Origin of the sequence: Pseudomonas sp. FH1 (assembly GCF_000510895.2) — a bacterium.
Classification (GTDB): Bacteria; Pseudomonadota; Gammaproteobacteria; order Pseudomonadales; family Pseudomonadaceae; genus Aquipseudomonas; species Aquipseudomonas azotoformans_A.
In genome coordinates this window covers 38404-53672 of the sequence record NZ_AOHM01000133.1, presented here as the reverse complement: position 1 = coordinate 53672, position 15269 = coordinate 38404, and the positions used below count along the sequence as shown (strand labels likewise).

General features: G+C 59.8%; 12 protein-coding genes and 1 pseudogene. 3 read left to right on the top strand and 10 right to left on the bottom strand.

The genetic code is table 11. The annotated features are described in order from the left end of the window. Window positions 1–126 precede the first annotated feature (126 nt). Both H096_RS30175 and H096_RS30170 read left to right on the top strand, forming a co-directional pair. Entirely contained in the window at window positions 127–1188 is a 1062-nt protein-coding gene (locus H096_RS30175) for an HlyD family secretion protein (protein ID WP_023663266.1), read from the top strand. Beyond that, window positions 1178–2254 carry a DUF2955 domain-containing protein gene (locus H096_RS30170; RefSeq protein WP_078451698.1) on the top strand — a complete coding sequence of 359 codons (1077 nt, stop codon included), beginning with the start codon at window positions 1178–1180 and terminating at the stop codon, window positions 2252–2254. The genes H096_RS30175 and H096_RS30170 overlap by 11 nt, the downstream gene beginning before the upstream one ends. Window positions 2255–2476: 222 nt before the next feature. Here the strand turns inward: H096_RS30170 and H096_RS30165 are convergent, their stop codons facing one another. The 10 genes and pseudogenes from H096_RS30165 to glaH all read right to left on the bottom strand — a co-directional run bounded on the left by H096_RS30165 (window position 2477) and on the right by glaH (window position 14191). Further along, window positions 2477–3928 (bottom strand): aldehyde dehydrogenase, encoded by a 1452-nt coding sequence (locus H096_RS30165; RefSeq protein ID WP_023630205.1) that lies wholly within the window; start codon window positions 3926–3928, stop codon window positions 2477–2479. A 368-nt stretch (window positions 3929–4296) separates the two neighbouring features. After that, complete coding sequence (locus tag H096_RS34800) at window positions 4297–5211, bottom strand: methyl-accepting chemotaxis protein (RefSeq protein ID WP_024075420.1); 915 nt, start codon at window positions 5209–5211, stop codon at window positions 4297–4299. Window positions 5212–5228: 17 nt separating this feature from the next. Further along, a complete protein-coding gene (locus H096_RS30155) occupies window positions 5229–5945 on the bottom strand; it encodes an ABC transporter ATP-binding protein (RefSeq protein ID WP_024075421.1) in 717 nt (238 codons plus the stop codon). Continuing rightward, on the bottom strand, window positions 5945–6703 hold the full coding sequence (locus tag H096_RS30150) for an ABC transporter ATP-binding protein (RefSeq protein ID WP_023048108.1): 759 nt from the start codon (window positions 6701–6703) through the stop codon (window positions 5945–5947). The genes H096_RS30155 and H096_RS30150 overlap by 1 nt, the downstream gene beginning before the upstream one ends. Further along, entirely contained in the window at window positions 6700–7608 is a 909-nt protein-coding gene (locus H096_RS30145; protein WP_023048107.1) for a branched-chain amino acid ABC transporter permease, read from the bottom strand. The genes H096_RS30150 and H096_RS30145 overlap by 4 nt, the downstream gene beginning before the upstream one ends. Window positions 7609–7634: 26 nt before the next feature. Then, window positions 7635–7946: pseudogene (locus H096_RS34685) on the bottom strand (endonuclease); the annotation flags it as partial. 786 nt (window positions 7947–8732) lie between these two features. Beyond that, window positions 8733–10184, bottom strand: coding sequence for an NADP-dependent succinate-semialdehyde dehydrogenase (gene gabD, locus H096_RS30140; RefSeq protein WP_024075423.1), 1452 nt, complete (start codon window positions 10182–10184; stop codon window positions 8733–8735). A 109-nt stretch (window positions 10185–10293) separates the two neighbouring features. Then, window positions 10294–11661 (bottom strand): aspartate aminotransferase family protein, encoded by a 1368-nt coding sequence (locus H096_RS30135; protein WP_023048105.1) that lies wholly within the window; start codon window positions 11659–11661, stop codon window positions 10294–10296. Window positions 11662–11899: 238 nt separating this feature from the next. Further along, window positions 11900–13129, bottom strand: coding sequence for an L-2-hydroxyglutarate oxidase (gene lhgO, locus H096_RS30130; RefSeq protein ID WP_023048104.1), 1230 nt, complete (start codon window positions 13127–13129; stop codon window positions 11900–11902). An 84-nt stretch (window positions 13130–13213) separates the two neighbouring features. Next, window positions 13214–14191: a glutarate dioxygenase GlaH gene (gene glaH, locus H096_RS30125; protein WP_023628647.1), complete on the bottom strand. Its 978-nt coding sequence runs from the start codon at window positions 14189–14191 to the stop codon at window positions 13214–13216. 192 nt (window positions 14192–14383) lie between these two features. Here glaH and csiR point away from each other — a divergent pair, with 192 nt between their 5' ends. Continuing rightward, window positions 14384–15103, top strand: a complete 720-nt coding sequence (csiR, locus tag H096_RS30120; protein ID WP_023048102.1) for a DNA-binding transcriptional regulator CsiR — start codon at window positions 14384–14386, stop codon at window positions 15101–15103. Window positions 15104–15269: the final 166 nt, after the last annotated feature.

Genomic DNA, 15269 nt, shown 5'->3' with positions numbered 1-15269 from the left:
AGTGTTCTTTGCATAAGACGGCTATTTTTGCATGAAAGCATGGGAAATATACTGCCGCCTTCGCGGGCCGGCCCGGACTTTCCAGCGTGCGCCCGTCCCCCGACGCTTTGCTTAACCGAGGTATTCATGACTCCCGATCAACGATTTGCCCGCTGGGTTCAAATCGCTATCTCGGCCCTAGCCTGTTGCTTCATCTACTTCCTAACCGCCGACCTGAGCATGCCGTTGACACCACAGGCGCAGTTGACCCGACCGGTACTGAAGGTCGCGCCGCGGGTCGCAGGCCAGGTCAGTGAGCTGGCGGTGAGCAATAACCAGTACGTACAACCTGGCCAGTTACTGTTTCGCCTCGATCCGCAGCCATTCGAGCTGGAGGTGCAGCGGGCCGAGTTGGCGCTCGAACAGGCACACCAGGACAACACTGAACTCGATGCCCTGCTGGCCGCCGCCCGTGCCGAGGTCAGCGCGGCCCAAGCCAAGTCGAACGAGTCGGGCGCTCAGGCCCTACGCCTGTCGCGCCTGCTCGAACGCCAGCATGTCTCGCGCCAGGCCTACGATGCGGCCGAAGCGCAGCATCTGATGGCCCAGGCCCAACTGCGTACGGCGCAGGCCAGAGTCCGTGAACTGCAGGCCCGTCGCGGCGGCGCCGACGGTGCCAATCTACGGCTACGCCAAGCCCGCAATGCACTGCTCCGGGCGCACCTGCAGCGGGACTACAGCGAGGTTCGCGCCGAACGTGGCGGCGTGCTCAGCAACCTGCAGCTCACCCCCGGCACCTTCGTCGCGGCAGGAACGCCGGTGGCCGCTCTGGTCGAGGACCGCCTGGACATCATCGCCGACTTCCGCGAGAAGTCCCTGCGCTACATCGGCGTCGACACCCCAGCCGTGGTCGTATTCGACGCCCGTCCAGGCGAGCTGTTCAGCGCCCGGGTCAGTCATTTCGACGCCGGAGTCCGGGAAGGCCAGATCGATGCCAACGGCGAGCTGGCAACGCCCGCGCAATCCGAGCGCTGGGTTCGCGACGCGCAACGACAACGCGTGCACCTGGCACTCGATGAAGAGCTGCCGTTCCTGCTGCCCACCGGGGCTAAGGCCACGGTTCAGCTGAAGCCCTTCGACAACCCGCTGGTGAACCTCGCCGCTACGCTGCAGATCCGCCTGATCAGTTGGTTGCACTATGTCTACTGAACCCTCCGCGGCGGCACACACACTTGCCGAAAGGGCCACAGCGCCCCGTTTGTCACTGGGCAAGAACGACCTGCGCCAGTGTCTGCGCATCGCCACTGGCGGCAGTCTGGCCTTTGTCCTGTGCAAGCTGTTCGACCTGCAGTACGGTGCCTTCTTCTGCGTCTATCCGATGCTACTGCTCGGCCTGGTGCCGCGCCTGACTGCCCACCTGATGCGCCAGTTCTTCACCCAGGGACTGGTCGTCAGCCTGGAGGTCGCGTTGCTCTACGGTCTGTTCGGCGGCCGACCGCTGCTGATGATTCCGCTGGTGTTCTTGCTGTTTCTCTACCGTTTCGCGCTGATGGCCAGCGGCCCGAACTTCCTGTTCGGCGCCCTCGGCGCAGTATTTCTGTCGATCCAGCTGAACTTCGCCAGCTACCCGCACACCGACGTCATCGCCATGCTTGGGAGCAATGGCCTGGCCATCGTGCTGGCCGCAGCGATCGCCGTGCTGATGTTCTACCTGTTTCCCGACTGCGAGCCGCGCCCCGCACGCACGCCGCCGCCCAAAGACCGCGCCAGTCGGCGCCACGAGGCACTGCTCGGGGCAACGGTGGCGACGCTGTCGTTCAGCGTATTCCAGTGCCTGGATCTGCAGGACTCGCTGTCGGCTCAGGTCGCCAGCATCCTGCTGTTGTTTCCCATGCACTGGAACGGCTCACGCTTCGCCGGCCGTACCCGTGCGCATGGCACCCTGCTCGGCTGCGTGATTGCCCTGCTGATCATGCTGCTGCTCTATGATCACCACGACCTACTGCCGCTGGTCGCCCTGCTGCTATGGATCGCCGCCATGGTCTGCGCGCGCTGGCACATGCTGGAAAAGGGGGTGCCCGGCGTCGGCTTCGGCGCTTTGACCACCCTGGCCATCCTGTTCGGCCAGTCGCTTACGCCCAGCCACGACATCATATTTGCGACCCTCTACCGGCTGAGTTCGGTGTGTGTCTCGGTGCTGTTGACCCTGTTCGTCGTGTTCATGGTGCACCGCTTGCTCAACCGCTTTGTCACTACTCGCCACAGCAGCCATTGAAGCCAACAGCTGCGGCCACGGCGATTGTCAGATCAGCGCGCGTTTTTCCTGCTCGTACACAAAGCCGGCGACCGCGCACCGCTACAATTTGTTATCACGCGTGCAACACTTTCGCGGCAAGACGCGCTTGGCCGTGGATCCGAGCGTTTTACGATCATCTGGGAGAAATGATGCGAACGCGCGTGAACCGGCGAATCCACTTGCTCCGCCGGCCCCGAAACATCAGAAGGGATAAGGCTGATCAGATGGCTCAACAGTGACCCACTTGATTTCTGTGAACTCGTCAATCACAGCGCTTCCATCGAAACGGCCGTATCCACTCTGCTTCATACCACCATAGGGGGCCTGCGCTTCGTTTTGTACGGTGGCGCCGTTGATGTGGACACAACCTGCATCCAACCGACTTGCCAGCTCAAGCGCTTTGGAGACATTGGCGCTGAAAATTGCAGATGAGAGGCCATAAGCCGTGTCATTGGCCACTTCCAACGCCTCCTCTGCCCCGTCGACACGAACGATCGTGGTAATAGGACCAAAGGTTTCCTCGTCGTAGATTTCCATGTCCTTGGTCACGCGGTCGACTAGCGTGGGCTGCATCAAGGCACTGTCGGCGATACCGCCCGCGGCGATGACAGCCCCTTTGCCGAGCGCATCTTCGATCAGATGGTTGATCCGCTTTACCGAGCCCTGGGCGATGACCGGTCCGACTACGCAGGTCGGAGATGCGGTGGGGTCGCCAAGCTCCAGTTTGCCGATTCGCTCGGAAAACTTACTCACGAATTCGTCGGCAACACGCTGATCGACCACGAAACGCTCGGTCGACATGCAGATTTGCCCTTGATACAGGAACGAGCCGAATACTGCGGCATTCACTGCGCCGTCGATATCGGCATCCTCCAGCACTACGAAAGGAGCCTTGCCACCCAACTCCAACAAACAGCGCTTGAGATGGGACGCACAGGTTTCGGCGATCATGCGGCCGACCTTGGTGGAGCCCGTGAAGTTGACCCGGCGCACGGTATCGTGGGCCACCAACGCTTCGGTGACAGCCGATGCGTCTTCGGGCGCGGTAATCAGGAAATTGAGCACACCCGCCGGCAGGCCTGCCTCAATGAAGGCATCGGCCACAAGGGCATGAGTGCGAGGACTGTTTTCCGAGCCTTTGAAGATCACGGTATTGCCGCACGCCAGCGGATACGCGATAGCGCGAGCCCCCAGGATCACCGGCCCATTCCACGGCACAATGCTCAGCACGGTGCCCACCGGCTGGCGAAGCGTCAACGAGAAAGCGCCAAGCTTATCGGTTGGAATCGTCTCACCCTTGATTTGAGTAGTGAGCGCTGCAGCCTCGCGCAGCAGATTCGCCGATGCACCTACGTTGAACTGCGCCCAGAGCTGCGATGCGCCAATTTCCTCAGCCATGATCCGGCAGAATTCCGACATCTTGGCCTCGAGGACATCCGCTGCTGCGAGCAGGAGACGACGCCGCTCGGTCGGTCCGGTCTTGGACCATTTGCGGAATGCTCGCTCGGATGAGGCCGCGAGCCGTTTTGCGTCTTCCAGGGTGCAGGCAGCCGCAGTGCTGACCAGTTTGGCGGACACAGGGTCAAGCCGTTGGATCGTCTTGCCTCCGGTAGCGTCCAGCTTGATATTGTCGATTACCAGTTGTGCACTCATTTCTAGACCTTTTAGACAGTAGGAAAATTGTGTGACGCGACCGCATTCAGTCGGCAGCTCCGGGCATACGCAGAATGGGACTGCGCTGCGCAGCTGCGTCAGTGATTGCGCGACTACGCGTAGCCGGATCTGCTACCCGGCTATTGAAGATGGGCGTTGTGCCCACCCTGCGAGCCAACTCCAGGCGAGAAGGCATCACGTCCACGGCAATGGCGGAGTCATGCGGCCAGGGCCGCTTTCCAGCCTAAACGGCTGTAGGCCAAGTTCAGGTCTTGCTGCAGATCGTGATTCCACAGCCAGTCGAATCGGCTGACGAAGACTGCGTCACAACGATGGGGTCGCAAGGTGCCCACTTCAGCGATAGCCCGCTAACCCAGCAGCTCGACCATGTCCTGGGTCAAGGTGCGCTGCTCATTCAGGCGCCGAACGATGCGCTCGACCGTCTCCAGCCGCACCGCGGCGCCGGCACGCATCTCTGCCATGGCGCCCAGGGCCGCGGCGGACTTCTCCAGGCCGGTGCTGGTGGACTGGCCGATGTGTTCGACTCCCGTCCGCGCCTCCTGCGCCGACTTCTGCAGGCTGCCGGCGATCTGCTGGATCTCGCCGCTGGACTCGTTGGCGCGCTGGGCCAGGTGACGCACTTCGTCGGCGACTACGGCGAAGCCGCGGCCATGCTCACCGGCGCGGGCCGCCTCGATGGCCGCGTTGAGCGCCAGCAGGTTGGTCTGCTTGGCGATGTCCTGGATGCTGCCGACGATGGCGCCGATGCGCATCGACTGTTGCGACAGTTCGTCGAATACCTGATCGATGGTGCCCATGTAGCCGGCCAGCTCGCGGATCGCCGCCTCGCAGGCCTGGATGCTGGCGGCGCTGAACTGCACCTTTTCTCCGCCCGCGCGCGCCAGTTCAGTGGCGAAGAGCATGTCCTGCTCGGTGCGCAGGATGCTCTCGAGCAACTTCGCCAGGGGTGCGCGTAGCGGCAGGCCAGGGTCGGAAGGCGGCTCGGGAGCAGGCGCCGCCAGCAGCACCGGCGGTTCAGGCTCAGGCGCCGGTGGCGGCGCTGGCGCTGGCGCTGGTGGCGGCAACTCGACCAGGATCGGCGGCAACCTGTGGTAGAGCAGGCCGGCCAGGGCGACGCCGGCCAGCGCCAGGGCCGCCAGTGGGCCGTGCAGGCCGCTGTCCAACAGCAGCAGGCCGGCTGCGGCCAGCGCCGCCGTCGCTTGCAGCAACGCCGCCAGCGGCTTCTGCCAGTTTCGGGCAGGGGCGTCGGTCTTCTCGTTCATCGTCAGTCTCCCCGGCGTCACAGGCCAATATGTTCCTGGAGGATCTGCGGCTGGCACTTCAGCTCGACGCTGGGCCCGTCGAACACCACCCGTCCCTTGACCATGATCATGCTGCGGTCGGTCAGGTCGAGCAGCACGTTGACGTTCTTGTCCACCACCAGAGTGGCGATACCGCTGGCCTTGATCAGGCGGATCACGTCCCAGATCTCCTTGCGGATCAAGGGCGCCAGGCCCTCGGTGGCCTCGTCGAGGATCATCAGTTCGGGGTTGGTCAGCAACGCGCGGCCGATGGCGACCATCTGCTGCTCGCCGCCGGAAAGGTTGCCGCTCAGGTGGGAGAAGCGCTCGGCCAGGCGCGGGAAGGTCGCCAGCACCCGCTCCAGGTTCCAGTCGCGGCGCCCGTCCAGGCCCGGGCGGGCGGCCATGATCAGGCTCTCGCGCACGCTCAGGTTGGGGAACATGCCGCGGCCCTCTGGCACATAGCCGATACCGCGGCGGATGATCTGGTGGGTGGCGCGGCCGCTGCAGCGCTCGCCGCGGATCAGCACCTCGCCGCGGCGCGCCGGCGTCAGGCCGAGCAACGAGCGAATGGTGGTGCTCTTGCCCATGCCGTTGCGGCCCATCAGCGCCAGGGTCTCGCCCGGCTGGATCTGCAGGTCGACGCCATGCAGCACATGACTGTTGCCGTAATAGGTGTGCAGGCCGGTGGCCTGCACCAGGGCTTGTGCGCTCATCAGAATTGCTCCTCGCCGTCGCCCAGATAGGCCTGCTGTACCGCCGGATCGTTGCGCACCTGGTCCAGCGGGCCACTGGCCAGCAGCTCGCCGTTGACCATCACGGTGAGACGGTGGGCGATGCTGAACACCGCATCCATGTCGTGCTCGACCAGGACCATGGCGTACTGCTGCGACAGTCTGGCGAGCAGTTCGACCACCCGCGCCGATTCGTCCTTGCCCATGCCGGCCATGGGTTCGTCGAGCAGCAGGAAGCTCGGCTCGGTGGCCAGTACCATGCCGATCTCCAGTTGGCGTTGCTCGCCATAACTCAGGGCATCGGCCAGGGTGTCGCGGTGGGCGGCCAGGCCGCAAAGCTCCAGCGCCCGTTCGGCGCGCTCGCGTACCTCGACATAGGCCTCGCAGCGGCGGAAGAAACGAAAGGAGTTCTTCAGCCGCGACTGCGCCGCCAGCCAGCAGTTTTCCAGGCAGGTGAAGCTGGGAAAGATGTTGGTGCGCTGGAAGCTGCGGCCGATGCCCAGGTGCGACACCCGGTTGGGCGCCAAGCCGGTGATGTCGCGGCCGTGAAAGAGGATCTGCCCGGCGCTGGGCTGAAGATGGCCGGACAGCAGATTGACCATGGTGCTCTTGCCGGCGCCGTTGGGGCCGATGATCGCGTGTACCTCGCAGGGCGCCACGCTCAGGGAAATGTCGTTGACCGCACGCAGGCCGCCGAAGGCCTTGCTCAGTCCGCGGGTTTCTAGAACATGGGCGGTCATACGCCGGCCTCCTTCTTCATCGCGTCGGGGGTGGATACCGTACTTGCGTCGCAGGCCGTGGCTGTGCGCCGGTCGCAGAGCTGCAGCAGCAACCCGGCGAGACCGCGCGGCAGCAACAGAACCATGGCGATGACCACCAGCCCCATGGGCAGCTCCCAGTGCGGGGTCAGGCCGGCGAACAGATGGTGCAGGCCCTCGAAGGCGAAGGCGCCGAAGATGGCGCCGAACAGGCTGCCCATGCCACCGAGGATGACCATCACCAGGGCGTGGGCCGAGAGCTGCCAGCCGACCTGGTCGGGGCTGACGAAACCGTATTGGGTGGCCGAGAGCATGCCGGCGTAGCCGGCGATGGTGCCGGCAATGACGAAGGCCGCCAGCTTGTAGAACAGCGGGTTGTAGCCCATGGAACGGACCCGTTCCTCGTTGTGCTTGATGCCCAGCAGCACCCGGCCGAACGGCGCGCGCAGGAAGGTGCGCAGCAGCAGATAGACCAGCACCAGGGAGCCGAGCACCAGGTAGAACAGGCTGCGCGGGTTCTCCAGGTCGAGCAGATGCACCCCGGCGATGGCCACCTCGGGCTTGAGGAACAGGTAGATGCCGTCCGAGCCGCCGGCGAAGGCCGAGTCGTGGAACAGGTAATAGAGCATCTGCGAGAAGGCGATGGTCGCCATGATGAAGAAGATGCCCGAGGTGCGGATGATCAGCAGGCCCATCAGCAGCGCAGCTGCGGCGCTGACGCCCAGGCACAGCAGCAGCGCCAGCCAGAAGTTCACCGCCTCGAACTCCGGGGCGAACAACACCAGGCTGTAGCCGGCGATGCCGAAGAAGGCCGCCTGGGCCAGGCTGACCATGCCGGTCACGCCCACCAACAGGTCGAGGCTGAGAGCGACCAGGGCGAGAATCATGATGTGGGTCAGTTGCTGCAGGTGGAAGGATACTGTCGATCCCAAGCCATAAGCAATTGCTGTTGCTGTTGCTGTTGCTGTTGCTGACAGGACATGGACATGCCATAGCGATCCTACGTGTAGAAGGTCGGGCAAGCGACCAAGCCTTTCACTTCATCACGCGGCACTGCTGCTCGCCCTACGAAATCAATGCGGGTACTACACGTTCCGTAATAAGGGACTGTGGCACCATGCCATAAAGGAAGTTGCTTCGCCTCACCGACTGACGGATAGCGGTTGGTCAGGTCAACTTTCATGGCACGGAAGACGGGGTCACCAGCTACGCAGTTCTTACGACCTTATGTGCCTCTGCTTGAAGATTTCTGCCAGTGGCTATTACGACTGGAGGGATCGTGATCCAAGCCCCGAATGCTCGCCTGATTGCGACCGAGCGAATTCAATGATGGTAAGTACGCCAACGGCCTGCTTTGCCAACTGCCCTACCCGACCGATGACACGCGTTTGATCATTGCAGCGGCACAGGAGGGAATCAAAAGGCTGTAACGAGAGGGTTTCAGCTATGCCAAAGCCCAAGTGTTGCTGCTAGACCTGTGTAAGCGTGATGAGTACACACAGGATCTATTCGCACAGGAACAGCCAGCTCGAACAGAAAAGCTAATGAGCACATTGGATGCAATCAACGGTCGCTGGGGCGCCTTAAATCATCGCACCAAACCATCTTAGAGAGAGTTCACCGTCGCCCCTAACATGGCATAGGTGATGGATATCACCTTTATCCATACCAGCAGGACTGGCTGTGAAGGCAGCATTACTTCGCCTAATCTAGCGCGGCGGGATTAAAAAGGCGCAGAGCCTAGGTGTAGGACTCCGCGCAACGCTCAATCGTTAGAAATGTTAGGCACCTAGCTCGAACAGGGGGCGCTGTCGACGCGGATACAGGCCTCCAGACTCTGGTTGCGCGGCAACAGCCGTGAGAAGTAGACGGTGACGTAGAAATAGCCCGCGTCAATCTTTGTCTGCGCCACAACCGATGTAGCATGCCCGGGTTTTATAGACCGGGCCAAGATTAATGATGCTCGCCAAGTGGGGCCTGAGCGAGAATCACGTGCCTATTCGCCGGGCTCTTAGATACCACCCAGGCAGAGGTACTTGATCTCCAGGTAATCCTCAATGCCGTACTTGGATCCTTCGCGACCCAGGCCGGATGCCTTGATACCACCGAAAGGCGCAACTTCATTGGAGATCAGCCCAGTATTGACGCCGACCATACCGTATTCTAGGGCTTCGGCCACACGGAACACGCGCCCCATATCGCGGGCATAGAAGTACGAGGCCAGGCCGAACTCGGTGTCATTGGACATCGCGATCACGTCGGCCTCGTCCTTAAAACGGAACAGCGGCGCCAGCGGACCGAAGGTTTCTTCCTTGGCTACGGCGGCGTTATTCGGTACGTCAATGAGGATGCTCGGCTCGAAGAAAGTGCCACCGAGGGCGTGCGGCTTACCACCAGCGAGTAGCTTGGCACCCTTGCTAATGGCGTCGGCAATGTGCTCCTGGACCTTGGCCACCGCCTTGGCATCGATCAGAGGGCCGGTGGTGATACCTTCGTCCAAACCGTTACCAATCTGCAACTTAGCTACCGCGATTTTCAGCTTCTCGGCGAAGGCATCGTATACGCCGTCTTGGATATACAGGCGGTTGGCGCACACGCAGGTCTGGCCATTGTTGCGGTATTTGGAGATCAGTGCGCCTTCCACTGCCTTATCAAGGTCGGCATCATCGAATACGATGAACGGCGCGTTTCCGCCCAGTTCTAGCGACACCTTTTTAATGTCCTTGGCACATTCGGCCATTAGCTGGCGACCAATTTCGGTGGAGCCAGTAAAGCTCAACTTGCGCACGATCGGGTTGCTAGTCAGTTCGCTGCCGACTTCGCCAGCACTGCCAGTGATTACACTGAACACGCCTTTGGGGATCCCGGCACGCTCGGCCAGCACTGCCAACGCCAGCGCCGAATAAGGCGTTTGCGACGCTGGCTTGAGCACCATGGTACAACCGGCGGCCAGGGCCGGGCCGGCTTTACGGGTGATCATGGCTGCCGGGAAGTTCCAGGGTGTAATCGCTGCCGTTACGCCGATGGGCTGTTTGATCACGATCAGGCGTTTGTCCGGTTGGTGGCCGGGAATTACGTCGCCATACACGCGCTTGGCTTCTTCGGCGAACCACTCAAGGAAGGACGCCGCGAAAGCAATTTCGCCCTTGGCTTCGGCAAGTGGCTTACCTTGCTCCATGGTCATGAGACGACCCAGGTCGTCCTGGTTTTCAATCATCAGTTCAAACCAGCGGCGCAGTTTGTTGGCGCGGTCTTTAGCTGTCAGTGCACGCCAGGCTGGCAGGGCATGATCTGCTGCTTCGATGGCTCGACGGGTTTCCGCTGCCCCCATCTTCGGCACACTACCCATAACTTCGTTGGTGGCCGGATTGGTGACCTGAATGGTCTGGCCGCTGTCCGCGTCCAACCAGGTTCCGTCGATATAAGCCTGTTGGCGGAACAATTGGGTATCTTTGAGTTGCATGGCGTGCTCCTTCGCAGACTGCATTCAGTGCTGCTCAGCTATTTTCCAAGCTATGAATTTAAGCCGAGGAGAGCCACATAAAAGCAATTCTCTCCTCCCCCGGATTGATCTAACCAACCCACTGAGTGGTGTCGTCCAGCGCCCTGGCAAAGCGCTCTACAATCATTCCGACTTCCTGTTCGTTGACGATTAACGGCGGGCAGAAGGCCACGGCATCACCCATGGCGCGAGTAATCATGCCGTGTTCCTGGGCTCTGCCGGCCATGTAGCGTCCGAGGGTGCCTAGCGCCTGATACGGCGCCTTGCTCACGCGATCGCCAACTAGTTCTACCGCAGCGATCAGTCCACAACCGCGAATTTCGCCCACCAAGGGATGATCGATGAAATGCTGTAGGCCGCTGCGCAACAACTGGCCCATTTGCGCCGCATGCTCGACCAGGCTCTCCTCTTCAATAATCTTCAGGTTCTCCAAGGCCACGGCAGTAGCTACCGGATGACCGCTGCCGGTGAACCCATGCCCAAGCGCGCCAAGCGCTTGGCTCTGATCAGCGATGCCCTCAAATACTGGGGCATTGATCAGAATCGCCGCTATCGGCTGATAAGAAGATGACAGTTGCTTGGATAACACCATGATGTCCGGCTGGATACCAAAGGTCTGGCTGCCAAACATCTGCCCGGTACGCCCAAATCCACAGATTACCTCATCGGCGATAACCAGGATGTCGTACTTACGGCAAACTTTCTGGATCTTCTCCCAGTAGGTACGAGGCGGCACTATGACACCGCCAGCGCCCATCAATGGCTCGCCAATGAACGCTGCGATAGTCTCCGGGCCTTCGGCGAGAATCTTCTGCTCGAGCTCGACGGCAAGGCGGTCAGCGAAATGCTCTTCACTTTCACCGGCAAGGGCGAAACGATAATGGTGCGGGCAGCCGACATGCAGGAAGCCTGGAAGCGGCAGGTCGAAACCGCGCTGGTTGCCTGGAAGGCCAGTCAAGCTTGCGCTGGCGACGGTGATGCCGTGGTAGCCGTTGACCCGACTGATGAACTTCTTCTTGGCTGGTTTGCCTAGAGCGTTATTGAGGTACCAGACCATCTTCACTACAGTATCGTTAGCCTCGGAACCGGAGTTGGTGAAGAACACCTTACTCATAGGCACCGGCGCCATCTCGATCAGCTTTTCGGCTAACTCGATACTCGGGCGATGCGATTTGTGACTGAACAGGTGATAAAACGGCAGGGTGTTGAATTGCTGCTCAGCTGCCTTGATCAGACGTTGATTGCTAAAGCCAAGCGCGGCGCTCCACAACCCAGCCATCGCCTCGATATAACCCTTGCCCTGATCGTCATAAACATAGATACCCTCCCCGCGCTCGATGATCAGCGGGCCAAGCTCCTGATGAAGGCGAGCATTGGTGTAGGGGTGCAGTTGATACTGAATGTCTTTTTCTGGCAGCGAGGATACTGACTGGTTCATGGGGCGCTCTCAATATGACTAACAAGCATGGTTTCTGGGAGTAGCCTTATAAGTAGGCATCCGGCTTTTGATCACAATCACACACTTCAATTCGGTAACGAGTTCAGTAACGATGACTTGGCTCGGGGACGTTAAGTGCACTAGCCGATAGCCTATTAGACTGAGCCGGTGCGGGGCTTGTCGTCTTGCGCACAGTCTTGTTCGTTCCAGTGCACTGCCGAATTCGCCCCGCACTGCCTCATGCGGGATGTTGGTTTTTTACAAACCTGGGTAGCCCCTGCAGCTGTGCATCAATCTGCTTGATGATGTAGGCGCCTATGGGAATTGCAGAGGTAGCCGCCGGCGATGGTGCATTGCAGACGTTGACGCTACGGCGGGTATTGCGGAACAGGAAGTCCTCGATCAACTTGCCGTCCGCTGAAACCGCTTGGGCGCGGACGCCGGCCGGGTAAGGCTTGAGATCCTGCAGCGTTAAGCTGGGGCAGTACTTGCGTACTTGCTGTAGATAACCACGCTTGAACAGCGAGTTTTTCATCTCGATCAGGCCGGGCCGCAGATTGTCCTTGAGCACTTTAAGAATGCCCGGATTGGTGAGCATTGCGAACGTGTCGGACAAAGATATGTCACGCTTGCGATAGCCCTCACGCTTGAGTGCCAGCACAGCATTGGGACCGACTGTCACACTGCCGTCGATCATTCGCGTCAGGTGCACGCCGAGGAACGGCATGGAGGGATCGGGAATCGGGTAGATCAGGTGATTGACGATCCGGTTGTGCTGCTCAGGCAGCAAATAGTATTCGCCACGGAACGGGCAAATGCTAAAGCCAGGATCTAAGCCCAGTAGACATACAATGCGGTCGGCCATCAGACCCGAGCAGGTCACCAAAAAGCGTGCAATGACTTCTTCATGCTGGGTTTTAACCCGCATCTCCGTGGCGCGCTCTTCCAGGCCGATGACTTCGCTGTCGTAGCGAATCTCGCCACCGTGCCTCTGGAACTCGCGAGCCATGGCAGCGGTGACCTCGGCATAGTTAACGATACCACTGGAGGGCACGAAGATCCCGCCGATTCCGGTGATGTTCGGTTCGCGTTCCTTCAGTTGCTCCGCAGACAGCCACTCGCGCTCCAGACCATTGGCTGCAGTGCGCTCCCAAAGCGCGCGCATGCGCTGCATTTCCACCTCATTGGTGGCGACCAGCAACTTACCGCACTCATCGTAGATAATGCCGTGCTCGTTACAGAACGATTTGGTAGCACGGTTGCCTTCCAGGCAGAACTTCGCCTTCAAGCTACCCGGCGTGTAGTAGACGCCGGCGTGGATGACCCCGCTATTGTGCCCCGTCTGATGCTTAGCTGGCCCGGACTCTTTCTCGAGCAACAAGATTTTCGACTCTGGGTAGGCCTTGATTAATTGCATGGCAGTCGACATGCCGATAATGCCGCCCCCGATGATCACAAAATCGTACACCGCTATCACCTCTACTCGATCTGTTTTGCCCCGTGGACAAACGACAAGGGCTAAACCGCGCAGCCCCTGTTCAATTAATGGCAATTATTGGCCTTGCTGATGGCCGAGTTTGGGGTAACTGAAGTAACCGCGCTGGCGCATCAGTTCACGGCGCAGCCCAGGGTGAGGGGTGAAACGATCGCGGCCATGCAGCCAATACAGGTTATTAATCAGCAGGAAGCAGCCAACTGGCACCGGCACGGAAAGCTTCTGTTTACTGCCCTCCAGGGAGATAGACAGGTCGGTCAGCCAGTTGCCCTCGTCGAAGTCTTTGGGCTGAACAAATTGATCGATATAGCGAATAGTCGGCCGCCCTTCGGCGTCGACATCAAAGATCGAATGGAACACGTCCGTATCGACCCTTTTACTCGGCGGCGCGGTCCAGCGCATGACGCGCCGTGCTAGCGGATGATGGAAGAAAGCATGGCGATCCTCCCAGTCGTCCAGATGCAGGATCAGCGAGTTGCCACCTTCGATATTCTGCTCATCGATCTTCATCATCAGCACGTAGTCGGTGATCTGATCGACGAAAGTACCATCGTTGTGCAACTCCATTACCCGGTGAGGTTGGCGCAGGTAGCTGTCCGAATTATCGACGTTCTCGACCACGAAGCGTGCGTAGAACTGGCCGCTCATCGCATCAAAGTTCGACCGCCCCAGCAGGTGGGCCACAGCAGTCGAGAATTTGACCATATCATCAGCTTGTGCCACATCATTCAGGGCCTCCTGCTTGATTAACAGCCCTCCGGTGGCACGATCCATTAGGGCGTTGAGTAGCACCGGGCGCAGGCTGTTACCGCAGAGATCGTCAAGAATTTTGGCGAAGCGAAATCGCAAGAAGGACTTGTATTCCAGCGCCTGCACCGGCCACTCGGCCACTGCTACACAGAAAGCCTCTATCGTCGCCTTAGTGAAGGTCAGCTCGAACAAACGGGGCGACTGAGCGGAGGGTGAAAGAGAAAACCCCTTAACGGCGGTCGGTAGCGGCATCACAAGATCTTTGAGCTGGGTAAAGGCATTCATGGCAGAGTCCTGACGAAAAAATTGTCTGTACGCCGCCCCGAGATTTACCAGAACAGCCGGACTAAAAATATAGCTATTTTATAAAAATGTCTACGCTTTTATAAAATAGCGACACTCGGCAACTGCATCTCCACTTAGTAAATATTTCTGCAGTTGCGTATGATGGATAAAACCCGTTGAGGAGCATGGTTTATGGATACGCTCGCCCCCCGCCAAAACTCAGCAGTCAGCGGCTATGAGTGGCTCAAGCGGGACATAATTCAGGGCATGTTCAAGCCCGGAGAAAAACTGCGAATGACTGCGCTTAAGGAGCGCTACGACCTAGGCGTAGGCCCTCTGCGTGAAGCGCTATCGCATCTGATTGCGGAAAATCTGGTAGTAGCTATCAGTCAGCGTGGCTACCGCGTCGCTCCTATGTCGCTGAGCGAAATGCAGGACATCTATGACGCACGGGCCAATCTCGAAGCGCTGGTACTTAAGCTCGCCATCGAACGCGGCGATGACGCCTGGGAGGCCCAGGTGTTGGCCTATTCGCATACATTGGCCAAGGTAATGGAGGTCAAGACCCAGGAGCAGATGCTGGAAATATGGGATGCCCGACACAAGGCCTTCCATACAGCTATAGCCTCCGGCTGTGGGTCTAGACACCTGCTGCAGGCGCGCGCCTATCTGTTCGATCAGGCCGAGCGCTATCGCCAGCTGTGGCTGCGGCGCACGGTGCTATCCGAGGAGGCCTTGTCCCTGAAACGTCAAGAGCACAGCGAACTGGTAGAAGCTATCCTTGCCCGTGACGCAACGCGAGCAAGCGCCATGATGCAGGCTCATCTGATGACACCAGTACCGATCATCGAAGGGATCATGCGCAACAGCAACCTGAGAGCATCCCAGTCCGCCCCTGAAATCATGGGATAGTTACCGTGTCTCGCCCTTAGAGGGGGTGCCTGCGGAATTTCAGCATGTTTTTTGCAGGACAGACCTGAAGCAATTACTACCCAACACCATAGCTTTGCACCTAGCATGGTTCCGTCTTACGCTTGTGAAGCCTGCGCCGCTCTCAGCCCGCTCGCGTGAACCTAAA

What these genes read in the sequence shown, in the direction of transcription:
- H096_RS30175 (WP_023663266.1), top strand. Translation starts at nt 127, where the DNA reads ATGACTCCCGATCAACGATTTGCCCGCTGGGTTCAAATCGCTATCTCG.
- H096_RS30170 (WP_078451698.1), top strand. Translation starts at nt 1,178, where the DNA reads ATGTCTACTGAACCCTCCGCGGCGGCACACACACTTGCCGAAAGGGCC.
- H096_RS30165 (WP_023630205.1), bottom strand. Translation starts at nt 3,928, where the DNA reads ATGAGTGCACAACTGGTAATCGACAATATCAAGCTGGACGCTACCGGA.
- H096_RS34800 (WP_024075420.1), bottom strand. Translation starts at nt 5,211, where the DNA reads ATGAACGAGAAGACCGACGCCCCTGCCCGAAACTGGCAGAAGCCGCTG.
- H096_RS30155 (WP_024075421.1), bottom strand. Translation starts at nt 5,945, where the DNA reads ATGAGCGCACAAGCCCTGGTGCAGGCCACCGGCCTGCACACCTATTAC.
- H096_RS30150 (WP_023048108.1), bottom strand. Translation starts at nt 6,703, where the DNA reads ATGACCGCCCATGTTCTAGAAACCCGCGGACTGAGCAAGGCCTTCGGC.
- H096_RS30145 (WP_023048107.1), bottom strand. Translation starts at nt 7,608, where the DNA reads ATGATTCTCGCCCTGGTCGCTCTCAGCCTCGACCTGTTGGTGGGCGTG.
- gabD (WP_024075423.1), bottom strand. Translation starts at nt 10,184, where the DNA reads ATGCAACTCAAAGATACCCAATTGTTCCGCCAACAGGCTTATATCGAC.
- H096_RS30135 (WP_023048105.1), bottom strand. Translation starts at nt 11,661, where the DNA reads ATGAACCAGTCAGTATCCTCGCTGCCAGAAAAAGACATTCAGTATCAA.
- glaH (WP_023628647.1), bottom strand. Translation starts at nt 14,191, where the DNA reads ATGAATGCCTTTACCCAGCTCAAAGATCTTGTGATGCCGCTACCGACC.
- csiR (WP_023048102.1), top strand. Translation starts at nt 14,384, where the DNA reads ATGGATACGCTCGCCCCCCGCCAAAACTCAGCAGTCAGCGGCTATGAG.